We start from the raw sequence: 16,217 nt of genomic DNA, 5'->3' as shown, positions 1-16,217 counted from the left end.
TCGGGTTCACATCCGCCGACCCGCCGTCTTCGATCGTTCCGGTGCGATGCAGCCCATGCACTGTCGTGCTCGACGGTGTCATGACCGCACCGGCACATCTCGCTGTTCAAGGTCCAGTAAGGGTGGGAACCGGTCCGGGCGCGGCGCGCCCGGACCGGGGTTGAGGATCAGGACAGGGGCTCGCATCTTGGTCATGCTCGCCGCTGGGCACCCAGCGGCGTACCGTGCGTTCACTACCGCGGAACCCAGGAAGTCCGGCAGCGCGCCGACGTCGGCAGGCGAGGGCGATCCCGGCAGTTGCACCCAGAGCTGTGCGCAGAGTTCGAGCGGCTCCATGACTTGGAGAAACGACCGAAGTTCGCTGTTGATGTCATCCAGGCGGCGCTCGTGCGTGATCGGCTTGGGCAGTTTGACCACGAACCGGAAGTCGTCGTCGGCCTGCTGGGCCCACGACTCCGCGGTGTGCCGCGCGGGCGTCGCGTAGAACGTTGTGTCGCCCTCGACCGCGTTGCACCAGTCGGCATAGGCTCGCGACCCCTAATTCTGCGGGATCGTCTGCGGCAGGCTGAGCCCCTGCCAGGACTTGAGGTTCCACATTGCGTAGCCACCGTGAAGACGCATGGTGCAGATGTCATGGGGTGAATCGTGACGTGCCGGTGTCGAGGTGCACTGACACGATCAGGGACCTCCGATCCGCGATGAGGACGACCGGAGCAGCCGCACTGGCACTCCACCATTTTGCCAACCGGCGGCTGATCATTCATCGGCTCCCGTCAGTCCGACCTGTCTGGTAGATGGTCGTCGCCCCGCCCATTCCGAACAGGTCGTATGCGTAACCGTCCAGTCGCCGGGGGTAGCGGCAATGCTCGCTCGGTGATTACGGTCGTGCTCGGCCTGTCCCGGTATTCGCCTGGGCCGCCACCACATTCCTTCCATCGCCCGATTTCGGGCCCGCCCGGAGGACGCGATGCGCACACTGTTCAGGAAGCTACGCAACCCGAGAACTCTATGGGCGCTCTGCCTCGCTGCACTCGTCGCGGTGCCGCTGCTGTTCGCCAACGGCTCGCCCACCGAGCGGCTCGACTTCAGCCAGGCCGGACATTGGGTCTACAACGAGGTCGACAAGGCTATCTTCCACATTCACGGCGGCTCCAAGAAGGCCGATGCGCGGATCCGGATCTCCGGAGTGGAGCAGGGTGGCCTCATCGTCCAGGGTGACGCCAACGGCTACATGGTCGACAACGGCCAGGCCATCGTTTTCGGTAAGTCCGATCTGCGCGTCTCCACGACCGTCCAGGTGCCGACGGGCGAGCAGCCGCTCGGGCTGGAGGCACCGGCTGGCCCGTTCCTCGTCTATAAGCAGCTCGGTACGCTCGTGCAACTCGGTGTGCCGCCGACGACGATCCAGATCGGCAGCCCGGTCCGCAGCGCCGTCGCCACCCGGGACGGGGTGATCTGGGTGCAGCGCGCCGACTCCGACGTGCTCTGTTCGCTCGATCGCGCAGCCCGCAGCTTCCGATGTGACGAGAAGAATCGCGGCACCAGTAGAGGAAGCCTGGTCTCGGTCGGCCGCCAGGCAGGCTTCATCGACCCGACGCAGGGCACTCTCACCGTCATCGGTGAGCAGGGTATTGGCAAGCCGGTCACCGTGATGCGACCGCTAAGCGGCGGGGGGCAGGTCGCCGCCACCGACGGTGCCGGTCGGCTCGCCGTGCTGGACTCGGCGGGCAGCAGACTGATCCTCGCCGACACGAGCTGGGTCGAGCGCGGCACAAGCCAGTCGCCCGCCTCGCCCGTCGAGGTCGCCCTCAAAGCCGGCCAGTACGCCCCACCGGTCGCCACCGACGGTTCGGTCGCCCTGCTCGACAAGACCCGATCGCAGCTTCTCACTTTCCAAGGCAACGGCGAATCGAAGAGCACCGTGAAGGTCCCTGCCCCTGCGGATAGCGCGCGGCTCACCCGTGGCGGTGACGGCCGGGTATATGTGGACGACTCCCGAGGTGAGCACACCCTCGTGGTGGACACCGATGGCAAGGTCACCTCGGTGAACGCCAGCGGTGACATGGCCGGCTCGACTCCCTCCGCGTCGGCGTCACCATCACCGAGCCTCAAGCCTAGTCCGGCACCGAACCTGAAGCCCGCCAACCCTCCTGGCGCGCCTCGCGCTCTCACCGCCCGGCCCGGTAACGCCTCTGTCGTCCTGTCCTGGCAGTCGGCCCTCGCCAACGGAGCCGCGATCACCGAGTACCAGATCACCTGGCCTGGCGGATCTGCGTCTGTCCGTGGCAACCGTCGAACGGAGACCGTCGACGGGTTGGCCAACGGGACGGCGTACACCTTCCAGATCGTGGCGGTGAACCGCGCCGGGCGCGGCCAGGCGGCGACCTCGGTACCGGTAACACCGAGCTCCGAGGTGCCCTCACCGCCCGCCCGGGTGACGGCGACGGCCAATGGCGACGGCACCGTCACCGCGAACTGGCCGGCCGCCAACGGCGAGGGGCACACAATCATTGGCTACACGGTGACCGCAGGGGGCTCGGACGGCGGTTCGGCGTCGTTCAACACGACCGGCGGGACCACGGCCACGATGGGCACCGGGGATGGATTGACGCTCGGCATCACGTACACCTTCTCGGTGGTCGCGACGAACGAGCTCGGTCTGAGCAGCCGATCGTCAGGGCAGAGCAATGGAGTAGCACCCTACGGCCCGGCGGCGGCACCTCCCGGGCTGCGCGCCACCGGCACGGACGCCACGGTCGACCTAATTTGGGGCGAGCCGGACCTGCGCGGCGGCGACCTGGTGCACTACCTGGTCAGCGGTTCCGGCCTGCCGGATCAGACGATCAGCGGCACCACGGCTCGCTATGCCGGACTCACCAACGGGCAGAGCCACACCTTCACCGTCCACGCTGTCACCCGTGGCCGCGCCGGCGGAGGCCAGGTCAACGGCGCCGATGCGTCTGCCAACGCGGCACCGGGCATCCCGCCGTCGGTGGTTCTGGACTCGGCCAGGGCCAACGGCGACCGCCAGGGCACCATGCACGTCACTGTCAACGACCACAACAGCGGACCCGTGACCTGCCAGGTCATCATGAACGGCGCGGAGCGCTGGCGTGGCGGCTGCGGCACCCAGGACATCACCATCGGCGGCCTCGAATACGCCACCGACTACCAGGTGCAGGTCCAGGTCGGCAACGCCTACGGGTACGGGTCGATCAGCGGATTCCAGAGCTTCCGCACCAACAACCCGCCGCCCCCGCCGCCGAGCGTGTCCGTCTCCAGGGGTGCGCGACACAACGTCACGGGCTGCGCAGGTGCTGCCTGCGCCAACGTCAACGTCAACGCCCGCAACCTGCCCGCTAACACCCGCTTCGACGTGACCTGCGTCTCCGGCAAGGCAGGAGACTCCGGCCCGTACTGGACGGTTCAGCGGACCACGGACGGCAACGGCAACTTCGACATCGTCAACGGTTCCGACTTCTGCATCTTCGGCTACACCGGCAGCGACGTGTGGGTCACCGTCGGGCCCTACGAGTCCAACCACTATCGCTGGTAGCGACAGTTTCTCGAAGGAAAGGCTTCATGATGAACGGTTCCATCAATCCGGGCGAGGCCTACCAGCGCATCGCCGGCAACGTCAGCCGCGTCATCCACGGTAAGCCGGAGGTGATCCGGACCGCCGTCGCGTGTCTGTTCGCCGAGGGGCACTTGCTCATCGAGGACGTGCCCGGCCTGGGCAAGACTCGGCTGGCGCGCTGCATAGCGAAGAGCATCTCCGGCGCGTGGGGGCGGATCCAGTTCACCCCCGACCTGCTGCCCAGCGACGTCACCGGCGTGGCTGTCTACAATCAGGCGACTCAGACCTTTCCCTTCCACGAGGGTCCGATCTTCGCCAACATCGTGCTCGCTGACGAGATCAACCGGGGTACGCCGAAGACCCAGGCCGCGCTGCTTGAGGTGATGGAGGAGCGTACGGTCACCGTAGACCGGGAGACCCGGCCGGTGCCGCGCCCGTTCATGGTGCTGGCGACCCAGAACCCGGTGGAGATGGACGGCACCTACCGGCTGCCCGAGGCGCAACTGGACAGGTTCCTCATGCGGGTAGCGATGGGCTACCCGGACGCGCGTGCCGAGGTACAGGTGCTGCTCGACGAGGCGGCCGGCAACGGCCCGGAGCAGTTGGCCCCAGTCCTCGACCTCGAGCAGCTCCGCGCCGTCATCGCGATGGTGCGGCGGGTGCACGTTGCCCCGGCGATCTGCGAATACGCGGTCGAGCTCTGCCGGTCTACTCGCGACCATCAGCACATCTCGCTGGGGGCGAGCCCGCGTGGCAGCGTCGGCCTGATGCGCGCCGCCCGAGCGTTCGCGGCTACCGACGGGCGAGACGCCGTCACCCCGGACGACGTCAAGGACGTCGCGGTCGCAGTCCTGGAGCACCGGCTCATTCTCACCCCAAACGCCGAACTCAGCCGAGTGACCGCCCGGTCGGTTATCGAGGAGGCTCTCCGCGCGACCCCGGTGCCCCCGACGACGCGAAGCCTCGTCTGACCGTGCGACTCACCGGACGTGGAGTGGCGCTGGGGTGCGCCTGCATGACGGCCGTCGCCGTCGGGTTGGCGCTCGGCTACCCTCTGCTGCTCGTGGTGGGCAGCGGTATGGCCGCCGCGCTCGTCACCGCAGTGGTGCTGGTCGGGCGGCAACCCCGCTGGCAGGTGAGCAGGGAGGTCGGCCCGGACCAGGTCGAACGAGGTGAGAGCGCGCTGGGCCGGGTGACGTTCCGCAACACCGGCCGGACGCGGACCCCGGCGGTCACGGCCTATGACGCGGTCTCTGGTCAGCTGGCCGTGCCGGTAGCGCTGGTAGCACTGGATCCGGGCGGCACCCGCTTCCGGACCTACCCGCTGCCGACGCAGCGCCGTGGCCGGTATGAGATCGGGCCGCTGACGATCCGGCGGGAGGATCCGTTGGGCCTGGCACGGCGCTCGGCGGTGATGGCGACTGTGGAGGAGCTCTGGGTGCTGCCTAAGCTGCACCCGGTGCGGCGGGTGCCGAGTGGTCGGGGCTCCGGTCATGGGGCTGCCACTGCGGAGACGCTGTTCCGGGGCTCGTCCGACTTCCGGTCGCTGCGCGAGTACGTCCTCGGCGACGAGGTGAAGAACCTGCACTGGAAGAGCACTGCACGGGCGGGTCAGCTGATGGTGCGCGAGTTCACCGACCCGTGGCGGCCGTCCGTCACGATCCTGCTGGACAACCGGGCCCTGGCGCTGTCACCGGACGCCTTCGAGGAGGCGGTCGAGGTGGCGGCGTCCGTGCACCGGGCCGCCGTTCGGGCCGACTGCGTGGTCACCCTTGCGCTGACCGCGCCTGATCCCGGCGGCCCTGCCGGTGCTCGGCACCACCTGGACCGGGACATGCAGCGGCTATGTCTCGTCGCCCAGCAGGACGCTCCGGCCGTAGCGGTGCCGACCGGCGGCGCCTCGTGCCTGGTCTTCGTCAGTGGCGGTGAGTCCGCCGTCGACCGGGCCACGCTGAGCACGCTCAAACGCCGGGCCGATCTGGTTATCGTGGTCGATCTCGCGTCGTCCGGTGAGGCACCCGGTGTTCCCTATGTCGCCGCCACCTCCGCCGACGCGGCCGTGGCTCAATGGAATGCGTTGGTGGGCCGGTGAGACAACGATGGACCCTCGTCACCACGCTGCTGACTGTGGCGATCGGTGGTGCGCTCTTCTTCCCGGTCTTCACGATTGCGGTTGTCGTGCTCCCGATCGGGGTGGTGCTCGGTGCGGTGCTGATCACCGATGAGCTGGTCTCCGCCCGCCGTGCGCTGGCGGCGTGGCGGCCTCTCGTCGCCGGGCTGCTGGGTACGGGCGGCCTGCTCGCCCTGGTCTCACTGCGCCACGGCACCGAGCGCACACCATCGGCTCTGTCAGCCGCGCTGCGAGACGCGCTGGTCGATGGCTGGCGGCGGGTGCTGGATTTCACCTGGCCGGTGCGCCCCGACCCGGCAGCGATCCTATTCCTCGGTCTCGTGCTGCTCCTGGCGAGCCTGGTCGCGGCCGAACTCCTACGCCACCACCGGCCGCTCGCCGCGCAGTTGCCGGGGCTCGCCGTGATGCTCTTCGCCCAGGTCTACGTAGCCGCGCTCGGCTTGGCGGCGATCGCAGCAGGGCTCGCCTATTGCCTGCTGGCCGGTGTAACGGTCCTGCGGGCGGAGCGCCGAAGCCCTGCCGGGCCGGTGGCACCGCAGCGGTCGCCCGCCCGCCCGCTGCTGATGACCATGACGGCCGTCGTCGCCGCCACCGTCGTCGCCGGTACCGCTTTCGCGTCTGCGGACCCCTACTCGCTGCGCGATGACTACCAGGCAGCCCGGCATCCTGCCACCGCGGCCAACCCGCTGGACCAGCTCGGCGACCGGTTGACGAGCCCAGATCAGGAGGTCTTCGACTATCGGGCCGACGCGGCCACGGACCGGTGGGCGCAGGTCGTGCTCGATGCCTTCGACGGCAGTCGGTGGAGCACGTCCGGCGAGCTGCGCTGGCTCGGCGCGCCGGTCGACGGCGCCGCGGCGGGTCGGCGTACCGCCTCGGTGCGGATCACCGGCCTGGACGGACCCTGGCTGCCGGCCCCCGGCGTGGTCGTCGAGGTGACCGGAGTCCAGCCGATGGTCAGTGCCAGCACCGGCACGCTGGTCGCGGAGTCCGGTGTCGGCGGGGCCACCTATCAGGTGGCATGGCGGGATCTGTTGATCACGCCCACCTCGATCGCCGACTCCACCGGCGTGATCACCGGGCCGGAGGCGCTGACGCCGCCCGGTATTCCGCCCGCGTTGCAGGAGATCGCCGTGGAGGCCGTCGGGCCGCTGCGCGGGGTCGCGGCGGCCCGAGCCCTGCAGACCTACCTGCGTACGCACAACCAGCTCGCCACCGGCAAGGATCTGCCGACCGGTCATGGATATGCGCAGCTAGAGCACTTCCTGACCCGCTCGCATCGAGGGACCAGCGAGCAGTTCGCCACGGCGTATGCGGTGCTGGCCAGGGCGGTGGGCCTGCCCACCCGGCTCGTGGTCGGCTTCCGTGCTCCGGCTCAGGCCGAGGGCGACGGCGGCTATGTGGTCCGCAACGCCGACGCGCTGGCCTGGCCGCAGGTGCGAGTGGCCGGCGTCGGCTGGGTCGGCTTCGATCCCACCCCCGAGACTGGCGCCAAGCCGACGACCAAGCCAGCGGAGCCGGAGGTCGAGCCGTCGCTTGACGCGGCCTTGCCGCCGGTCGAGACACCAGCCCCGGTGGCCTCCCCCGAGGCGACGGGCTCGGCAGGGGACGGGCCGAGGTTCTGCTTCTCCTGCCTGGGCGTGGCGTTGGGCGGGGTCCTGCTCGGCGGCGGCCTGGCCTGGCCACTGAGCACCCTGATCCGCAAGCGGCTGCGGGCCCGGCGTCGGCGGAGCGGTGATTCGCGCGCCATGGTCGTGGGCGCCTGGCACGAGGTTCGCGACGGTTTCACCGATCACGGCGTGGGGCAGGTGCGCGGGCTGACCCCGCGAGACCTCTCCCGTCGGCCGGACGGGCTGCTGGATGCTGAGGCCTCCGCCGAGTTGGACAAGCTCCGGGCGGCCCTGGACCGGGCCTGCTGGTCGGTCGAGCCGGTGCCGCCCGGCCTCGGCGATCAGGCCTGGCAGGCGGCAGGGGCGGTACTGCGCCGGTTGAGCCGGGGAGTCCGTCTCCGGCGACGGCTGAGGGCGGCCCTGTCGACGGCGAGCCTTCGCTACCGCAGCGACGGTGGGGCGTGATCGGGGATCAGAAGGTGCCCTGGCAGACGGCGTTCCGGATTCCCTGTGCGCTGCTCTGCCAGACCGACGCGCCGTTCGTCCCCTGGATGAGGAAGCAGTACGCCACGCCGGGGGTGACCCGGATGCGGATCGTGTGCTGCCGACCGGCAAGAGTCGTGGTCGGCGAGGCGGCGGGTGCGGAGACGACTACGGCGTACTCGACACCCTCGGGCCCGGTCCAGGTCAGGTCGACAGTGGTGGTGTTGTCCTTCGGCTTCGTCAGGACGATCACGGGGGCTGAGGGCGTGATCGACGGCTTCGGCACGCCCGATCCGGTCACCGCCGGTGTTCCCGGCGCGCTCACCGGCGCCGGGTCGGGACTGTTAGTTAGCAGGACGGCGACGGCCCCACCGGTGACCAGCACGGCTGCCGTGCTGGCGAGCACTTTCCTCGACCGGAGCAGCCGCCCGATCGAGGAAGGCTCCGCACGCATCTCCGCCGTTCTGGTCACCGGGTCTTTCCTGGCTCGCATCCGTGTGTCGCCGACGGACGCGGGCGGCGCGGTGAACGGCGAGCCTTCCATCCGCATCCGGGTCACATCCCGGTGAACCGCCGACGGGTCCTGATGGGTGGCGAAGGGCGTCTCGGCGTAGATCGCGAGATGTTCTGCCACTTCGGCGGCGGTCGGCCGGTTGGCCGAGTCGGGGTCGAGCATCCGACCGAGGAGTTGCTGAACCTCCGGGGAGGCGAGGATCTGGCTCGGGTCCGGGGGCGGCGCGTTGAGCACCCGCGCGAGGTACTGCAGGTCCGGTTCGTCGGGGAATTGCTGGTAGGGCGGATTGCCTACGCGCAGCGCGTAGATGGTCGCGCCGAGGGAGTAGATGTCGGCGGCTGCGGTCGGGTCGTCGCCGCGGAGCACTTCGCGGGCCGCGTACTGCGGGACGAGAGCATCCATGCCGCGGGACTGGTCCGGGTCCTGATAGATGGCGAGGCCGAAATCGGCGAGCACGATCCCCCCGTCCGACCGGCAGAGGATGTTGGCCGGTTTGACGTCGCGGTGGACCACCCCTGCGGCGTGGACGGCGACGAGGGCTGTGGCGACAGAGTGGCCGATCCGCAGGACCTCTTCCCGGCTCAGCAGTCCCGGGGTCGGCGATCCGCCCGAGCAGTACTCCGTGATCAGGTATGGGTGGTCGTCGGGGAGGACGCCTGCGTCGCGCAAGCGCACGATGTGCGTGCTCTTGTCGCTGAGCGACCGCAGCAGCTTCTTCTCCCGGTCGAACCGGCGGTGCGCGTCGCGCCCGGCGAGCGAGGCGTGGAGCACCTTCACCGCCACGAGTTCCCCGGTCGCCGTCCAGGTGCCCCGGTAGACCCGGCCATAGCCACCTTTGCCGATCTCTACCAGGTCCGTCACGCCCGGGACCTGCGGTACAGCGCGGCTCATCATTCGCGTGACGCTACCCATTGTCACCGATCGGCAACAGTCCGGTTCGGACAGCCGTGGCATCCGATCATGCAGTCCCAGATAGGAGTTTCGTATGCGTATCCGACTGACCGCAAGTGATGTCCGAACCGGACAGTCCGGCGATGTATCGGTGGACTGCTCCCCCACGGATACTGTGGCCTCGGTCCTCGAGCTGGTGCGACAGGCCATGCCAGGGCTGTCGGCCGAACTGCCCACGGTGGACGGTGCGGTCATTGATCCGATCGCGTCGCTGGGCTCCTCACGGATCCGCTCCGGTGCTGTGCTCTTCTTCGGCGGGCCGTCCGTGCCGCCGGTCGCATCGGCGGGGAGCCACCTGCTGCGTGCCGTCTCCGGCCCGACGGCCGGTGCCGAGATCGCTGTGGGGCCGGACCGGACGGTACGGGTCGGCCGCTCCACCGAGGCCGATCTGGTCCTCGCCGACCCGGATGTCAGCCGCATGCATGCTTCGGTGACCGTCCAGGGGGACACCGTCGTCTTCACCGATCTGGACTCGGCGAACAAGCTGCAGCTCGAGGACCTGTCGATCGTCGAGAAGGCAGTGTTGCGCAGCGGGGAGATCGTCCAGCTCGGCGCGTCCCGGATCGCGGTGGAGGCGATCGGTGCCGGACACGCGTCGCTCACGCGGGACGGACAGACCGGGCGGTTCCGGGTCAACCGTCGGCCGCGCCTCGTGGAGCCGCCGAAGCCGCCGACGATCTCCCTTCCGCAGCTGCCATCGACCGACGAGAAGCACCCCTTTCCCTGGCTGATGCTGGTGCTGCCGGTGGTCGCCTCCAGCGCTTTCGCGATCTTCACCGGACATCTCTACTTCCTCTTCGGTGCCGCGCTGGGCCCGATCTCGGCCGTCGCGAGCTACTACAACGAGCGCAAGCAGCAGGCCAGGCGGGCGGCTGTGCGGGAGGCGGACTACCAGGCTGCTGTGTCCGAGGCAAGCCACCTGTGCGACCAGGCGGTCGACGAGGCCGACGCCTACCATCGCGCCCTCTGGCCGGACCCCGCCTCGGTGGTGAGCATTGCGACCACGCCACGCGTAGAGCTGTGGCAGAGGCGCCCGGACGATCCTGACTGGCTGAGCCTGCGGCTGGGAGCCGCCGACCAGAACGCCGGGTTGACCATCACCGGCAAACGGCCGCCCGGATGGTCCGTGCCGATCCTGCCCAGAGCGCCGATCCACGTCTCGCTGGAACTCTGCGGCGTCGTCGGGATCGCCGGCCCGGCGTCGCTGGCGCAGGAGAGCATCAGGTGGGCACTGGTGCAGCTCGCCGCCTTGCACACGCCCGTCGATCTGCGGATGGTCCTGATCGCGCCGGGTGCGAAAGAGGCGGAGTTCGGCTGGCTGCGCTGGCTGCCGCACCTGCACGACGATGCCGACCAGGTCATGGCCGCGTGGACCGAGGACGAGGTGGATGCGGTCCTCAAACACATCCGCGATCTCGTCACTGAGCGGCTGGACGCGGCGCAGCCTCGGCGTACCCCCCGGTTGGTAGTGGTTCTGGCCGGTGAGGCGCTATGGCAACGCGGCGCCGTCGCCGAGCTGATCCAGCGCGGACCCGGTGCCGGGGTGACCTTTCTCTGCCTCGCCGGTGACGAGCGTGACCTGCCCTCGGAGTGCCAGGCACTCTTCGTCCGGACTGCGGAGAGCGCGATCGTCAAGGCCCGTGGCGGTCAGCAGCGGGTGCAGCCCGACCAGCTCAGCCAGGTCGACGCGGAGCGGGTGGCCCGGGCGCTGGCTCCGCTCGCCGTCGTCGGTGCCGAGGCGGTCGGGAGGATTCCCGATCGGGTCCGCTACACCGACCTGGCCGGTCAGCCGACGACTGACGGGCTCCGGGCCGCATGGCGCCTGGTCCCCTTCAACTCCGAGGTGGTGCTGGGCCGAGGCACCGACGGAGAGTTCGCGATCGACCTGGTCAACGACGGTCCGCACGCGATCATCGCGGGGACCACCAGGTCGGGGAAGAGCGAGCTGGTGCAGACCCTGGTCGGCGCGCTGGCCAGGCACAACAGTCCGGAGGCGCTGAACTTCCTCTTCGTCGACTACAAGGGCGGACCGACCTTCAAGGACTTCCAGGATCTGCCGCACGTCGTGTCGACCGTGACCAACCTCGATCCGGCACTCGCCAACCGGGCGATCTCGTCGCTGCGGGCGGAGCTGAAGCGCCGGCAGGTCCAGCTGAATAGCGTCGGGGCCGAGAACGTCGGCTCATATCTGCGGCTGCGGGTCGCCGATCCGGACCTGCCGCCATTCCCCCGCCTCGTGATCATCATCGACGAGTTCGCCGAGCTGAAGCAGAACCTGCCCGACCTGCTGGAGGAGCTGGTCAGCGTCTCACGGACCGGAGCCTCGGTGGGCGTGCACTTGGTACTCGCCACTCAGCGGCCGTCCGGCGTGATCAGCCCGCAGATCCGGTCCAACGCCAGCCTCGCGATCAGCCTGCGCATGGTGGACGAGCAGAACAGCATGGATGTGATCAACCGACCGGACGCGGCACACATCCCGATGGACCGCCCCGGTCGTGCCTATGTCCAGAAGGGTGAGAAGGCGCCCCGGCTGATCCAGACCGCGCAGATCACCACGCCGACCGGGAGATCCGCGACCGTCCGGCGAGCGGTGCCGCTGCACTGGTACGACCGGGCGATGCCGGAGCCGGCCGCAGCGGTTCACGGCGCTCGGACCGATCTGATGGAGCTCGTCCGGGTGGTTGCCGAAGCCTCGGCTCTCGACGGACTGCGCGCACCCTTCCCGGTACTGGAGCCGGCGCTGCCGACCCTGCTGACCCGGGCTCAACTGCCCCCGGCGTCGGCCGGTACGAGTCGATTCCACCTCGTTGTCGGACTGCAGGACCTCCCGGAGCAGCAGTCCCGCGCGACGCTCGCTATCGCGCTGGGCGGCGGCTCACTGGCGGTGGTCGGCAGCGCACAGAGCGGGCGTACGTCGACCCTGCGGGCGATCGCGGTGGACGTCGCCAGCCGCTACACCCCGGCCGAGGTGCACCTGCATGTGCTCGACGGGACGGGTGCGCTGGGCAGGCTCGCCGAGCTGCCGAACTGCGGCGTGAGCTGCCCGGTCGGTGACCCGGAGCGGGTGACCCGGCTGATCGACCGGCTCCACGACGAGGTCATCCGGCGTCGGCGGATGCTCGCCACCCACGCCGCCGGGAGCGTTAACGAGCTCTGGGACACCCGTCCCGCCGACGCGCCACCGCACATCGTGGTGCTCGTCGATGGCTGGGAGAGCGTCGCCGAGACGAGCGAGGACAATCGGCAGCGGCTGGTGGACATGCTCGGCAACGGCGGGTCTGCGGGTGTCACGATGATCGTCGCCGGTGACCCTGGCCATCTTCGTACCAACGTCCTCAGCAAGATCAAGCACACCCTCACCCTGAACAGCAACAATCCCGCCGACGTCGCGAGTTATCTCGGACTGAAGCTCAAGCCCACCGGGCTGCCGCCTGGCCGGGGAATCTGGGGCGCTGACAGCACCGAGGTCCAGGTGCCGCTGCTCGCCACCCCGGCAGACGGGCCGACCCAGAACGGCGCGCTCACCGTGCTCGCCAACGAACTCGCTGGCCGTCAGCCCGTCGCGGCCGGCCTCGCGCCGATGCGGCTGGACGCGCTGCCGGAGACGATCCTGCTGAAGGACCCGCTGCTGGCGCCGCCCCTCGGTGCGTCGGCGCGAATCCCGCTAGGCGTGGGCGGCGACCGGCTCGGCGTCCACTGGCTGCCGCTGGATCGATCGCAGCGGGTGCTCGTCGTCGGCCCGCAGCGATCCGGCCGCAGCACCGCTGCCGTCGCCTACGCGATCGCGCTGGCCGAGCAGGGTGTTCCGGTCCAGCTCATCGCAGCGCGGCGGCGCCCGATCCACGACCTCGCCGCCCGGTCCGGGGTCACCGTCCACGACCGACCGGACGCGACCCTCGTCGAAGCGGTGGTGGTGGTGATCGATGATCTGGAAGCGGTCGCCGAGGACCCGACCGTGCTCGCCCTGCTCGGTTCTGGCTCCGGTTCCCGGACGGTGATCGCGACCGCTCGCTATGAGAGCTTCGCCGCGATGGTGCCGAGGGCGCTGCTGGCGCTTCGTGGCTCCACGACGGCGCGGGTGATGCTCGGGTCCGCCGACCGGCTCGGCATGCGCAGCGTCAACGCCGACAATCCGACGAGCATCACCGGTCCGCCCGGCCGTGCTCACCTCGACCTCGATGGCCATACCCAGGTGGTGCAGATCCCGATGGTTGGCTAAACCGAGCGAAAGGGGCCCGCCGACCGGCGGGCCCCTTTCGCGTGTCCCGATCAGCCGTAGAAGGTGAGAGTCTCGGCGATCGCGTCGAACACCTCGGTGAACGCGTCGCGCAGCGCGAGGTTGGGGGTGAGGAAGGTGAGCACGGCGAGCCGCTCGACGCCGGGCACAGGCACGCAAAACCGCTGATGGTATGCCGGAACTGCTTCATCCCAGTCGGGATGCGAGATCATCGTGGTGCCCTGATCACGGACGCCGTCGCCGGCGGGCAGAGTGACTGGAGCGATCGTCGCCTCGGCGGTGGGGTTGCCCAGCAGTTCCAGGCAGGCGACTCGAGCATCACCCAGCGGCGGCGAGATCGCGAGGACCGCATGCGCGGTGATCATGAGTGGGTCGCCGCCCTCTACGGGGATGACGTCCGCGTAGACCCCCACCAGGACGATCTCCTCGGTGGCGGCCAACCGGCGGACCTCCACCGCGAGCGGGGTCAGCAGTCCGACGAGACGTTTGTCATCGAGTTCGGTGTCCCAGACCGTGCGGACGGCCCGGCGCAGCTCGACCATGAGGTCGTCGGCGCGGGGGTCGAGCTCCAACCAGCCTTCCGGCAGGCGAAGCCCGACCGACGATGGTGCGATGATGGTCACTTCTGCCCCCTCTGGCCCGAGTAGTCGAGCCCTTTCTCGATGACGACACCGGCGCCTTTCCGGACGCTGTTGAGGTCACTGATGACCTGCTTCACGGTCATTACCTGGAATGCCTGCTGCGGATTCAGCTTCAACATCTTGCCGATGAGGCCGCCGTCGGCAGGCCGTGTGGTCGCGCGGAAGCTGCGGATGAACCCGGTCGCGCGCCGGGCGTCCTTGAAGTACAGGGCGCGCTTGATCATGCTGCCGGTAGCGGCGTTGGCGCCTTTCATGATCTTCAGGCCGCGGCCAAACCCAACCACGCCAAAGGCTGCCTCGCCAACCTTCCATATCGATGCCTTACCGCGCGCGGCGAGGAGGAGGGTGCCGACCAGGACTATGACGTTAACCGCCTTGCCGAGCGCGAGCAGCCCGCCGCCGACGACCTGAAGGCCCGGAATGAAGCACAGCACGACACCCACCGCGGTCAGAATCGTGCCCACGTCCGCGAGTCGATCTATGAACTCCGCAAAAGCGGGGGAGTCGATGATGGAGGTGGCGAGGTCAACGGCGGCGTTGAAGGTGCGTTCCAGGATGCCCTTATTGTGGATGCCTTCGTTGCTCGCGGTACGCAGTTCGCGGACCGCGACGCTGCCGGCATCGGCGCGGAGCGCGGCGGCCTGCCCGCCCAGCCGCCGAGCCGCGTCCAGCAGCGCGTGTGCCTCGCCGACGTGCCTCTCCTGCGTGGCGACTTCGGTCCGTGCCGTCGAGACTCTGTCATCGGCGCGGTGACGGCGGATCTCCAGATCTCGGACGTGCTGCTCGGCGATGGCGTGCTGGGCCGGGTCGAGCAGGCTCGTGAGCGAATCCAGCCGTGCGCTGCGGAGTTGGCTGGCGATGAGCCCCGCAGCGGTCTGGCACCCGGAGAGGTGCTGGCGGGCCTGCTCCGTTGTGGTCTCGCAGCGCCGGATGCCGTCGCGGGCCTCGACGGCTCGCATCGCCGCGTCACGGGCGGTGGCCTGCGCGTGATCGAGGCTGTCGGCATAGGTGCTCAGCGCCCACCCGGCTCGGTCGTGCGAGTCGGCGACCTTTCGCAGGTCGGGGATGACCTCGGTGAGCTGTTTCCGGAAGGTGTCGGCGGCGTCTCCGGTCCAGATCCCCTCCCCACACTTCGTCTGGATCAGCTCCAGGTGGTGCAGGGCTTCTATCGCGTCCGACCCGACTCGGCGGATCTGCCGTGATACGTCGCGGACGGTCCAGACCTCGCCGGGCACGGGGTTTTCGCCTAGCGCACTCCAGTCGACCACTGGGGTACTCCTCATGAGATCAGGGGTGAGTCGACGCGGGCGTGCTGCTGCCAGCCGCGGCGTTGTGCAAGGCCTCCTCGGCCTGCCGATAGACCTCGATCGCCTGAGCGAGGATGCCGACACAGGCGTTGAGGTTCTCGCTGACCTGCTGCCTGCCGTCACGCCAGCCATCGATGAAGTCCCGGACGGCGTCGGCGACGTCATGACCGCCCATCGACTCCCTGTCGGCGGCGGCCGTAACTCCGCTGGACGCCTCCAGGTCGCGCTGGATCGCGACCAGGCTGCGATGCAGGTCGACGAGGGCGACGAGGTCGACCGTGAAGTCGACCGTCTCGCCGTTCGTCATAGGACTCAGCGTCCCGAGGAGGACTTGATAGAGTCCTCGGCGTTCTCGTAGGTGTCGGCGGCCTGGCGGAGGAAGTCGCCGATGCCGGTCATCGCCTCGTGCAGTTGGGTGGCGCTGCGCTGCCACTCGTCCCAGAGGCTCTGGAAACTTTCCGCCGCGGACCCGCGCCAGCGTCCAGAGAGGTCGCGAACCTGCCCTGTGAGCTGCTGCACCGTCTCGTCGACAGTGGCCGCGCCTCGGTTGACGGCATCGGACTGCTGGCGCAGTTCGGCTGATTCAACGTCGATCATGGACATTGTCTGCTCCTTGAATGTGTTGCGGTGGCGTGCTTTCGCTGCCGCGGACCCGTTCATCCTGTCCACTCCGCGCGGGCAGCACAGCCGCGATTCGGTCTATATCACGGGGCGTTACGATGCGGTGGCTCGCCGTCCGGCATATCGGATCACCAGTCGGCCAGCC

General features: G+C 69.3%; 10 protein-coding genes and 1 pseudogene. 5 read left to right on the top strand and 6 right to left on the bottom strand.

Annotated features, from left to right (window positions below):
• Nucleotides 1-78: 78 nt before the first annotated feature.
• A pseudogene (locus F4553_RS09795) lies at nt 79-519 on the bottom strand (DUF72 domain-containing protein); the annotation flags it as partial.
• Between the two features lie 448 nt (nt 520-967).
• Here F4553_RS09795 and F4553_RS09790 point away from each other — a divergent pair.
• From F4553_RS09790 to F4553_RS09775, 4 genes are read left to right on the top strand one after another with little or no spacing between them, the layout of a single operon-like run.
• Entirely contained in the window at nt 968-3,556 is a 2,589-nt protein-coding gene (locus F4553_RS09790; RefSeq protein ID WP_184834689.1) for a fibronectin type III domain-containing protein, read from the top strand.
• Nucleotides 3,557-3,585: 29 nt separating this feature from the next.
• Nucleotides 3,586-4,548, top strand: coding sequence for an AAA family ATPase (locus F4553_RS09785; RefSeq protein ID WP_184834687.1), 963 nt, complete (start codon nt 3,586-3,588; stop codon nt 4,546-4,548).
• A gap of 44 nt (nt 4,549-4,592) precedes the next feature.
• Nucleotides 4,593-5,669 (top strand): DUF58 domain-containing protein, encoded by a 1,077-nt coding sequence (locus F4553_RS09780; protein WP_184834683.1) that lies wholly within the window; start codon nt 4,593-4,595, stop codon nt 5,667-5,669.
• Nucleotides 5,666-7,783 (top strand): transglutaminase TgpA family protein, encoded by a 2,118-nt coding sequence (locus tag F4553_RS09775; protein WP_184834681.1) that lies wholly within the window; start codon nt 5,666-5,668, stop codon nt 7,781-7,783. Before F4553_RS09780 ends, F4553_RS09775 begins: the two co-directional genes overlap by 4 nt.
• A gap of 7 nt (nt 7,784-7,790) precedes the next feature.
• Here F4553_RS09775 and F4553_RS09770 read toward each other — a convergent pair whose 3' ends face one another.
• The gene (locus tag F4553_RS09770; protein WP_184834679.1) at nt 7,791-9,176 is read right to left on the bottom strand and encodes a serine/threonine-protein kinase; all 1,386 of its coding nucleotides are present in this window, start codon (nt 9,174-9,176) and stop codon (nt 7,791-7,793) included.
• Between the two features lie 238 nt (nt 9,177-9,414).
• On the opposite strand from F4553_RS09770, the gene F4553_RS09765 reads away from it, so the two are divergent.
• Complete coding sequence (locus tag F4553_RS09765) at nt 9,415-13,485, top strand: type VII secretion EssC family protein (RefSeq protein WP_184834677.1); 4,071 nt, start codon at nt 9,415-9,417, stop codon at nt 13,483-13,485.
• Nucleotides 13,486-13,535: 50 nt separating this feature from the next.
• On the opposite strand, the gene F4553_RS09760 is transcribed toward F4553_RS09765, so the two are convergent.
• Genes F4553_RS09760 through F4553_RS09745 form a run of 4 tightly spaced genes read right to left on the bottom strand, consistent with a single transcriptional unit; the run spans nt 13,536 to nt 16,054 of the window.
• Nucleotides 13,536-14,126, bottom strand: coding sequence for a hypothetical protein (locus F4553_RS09760; protein WP_184834675.1), 591 nt, complete (start codon nt 14,124-14,126; stop codon nt 13,536-13,538).
• Complete coding sequence (locus F4553_RS09755; protein ID WP_184834673.1) at nt 14,123-15,412, bottom strand: hypothetical protein; 1,290 nt, start codon at nt 15,410-15,412, stop codon at nt 14,123-14,125. Before F4553_RS09755 ends, F4553_RS09760 begins: the two co-directional genes overlap by 4 nt.
• A 19-nt stretch (nt 15,413-15,431) precedes the next feature.
• Nucleotides 15,432-15,758, bottom strand: coding sequence for a hypothetical protein (locus tag F4553_RS09750; protein ID WP_184834671.1), 327 nt, complete (start codon nt 15,756-15,758; stop codon nt 15,432-15,434).
• A gap of 5 nt (nt 15,759-15,763) precedes the next feature.
• Nucleotides 15,764-16,054: a WXG100 family type VII secretion target gene (locus tag F4553_RS09745; RefSeq protein ID WP_184834669.1), complete on the bottom strand. Its 291-nt coding sequence runs from the start codon at nt 16,052-16,054 to the stop codon at nt 15,764-15,766.
• Nucleotides 16,055-16,217: the final 163 nt, after the last annotated feature.

The sequence above is a fragment of the Allocatelliglobosispora scoriae genome (genome assembly GCF_014204945.1).
Taxonomy (GTDB): Bacteria; Actinomycetota; Actinomycetes; order Mycobacteriales; family Micromonosporaceae; genus Allocatelliglobosispora; species Allocatelliglobosispora scoriae.
The sequence above is the reverse complement of the archived record's forward strand: the minus strand, read 5'-3'. Positions and strand labels throughout refer to the sequence as shown.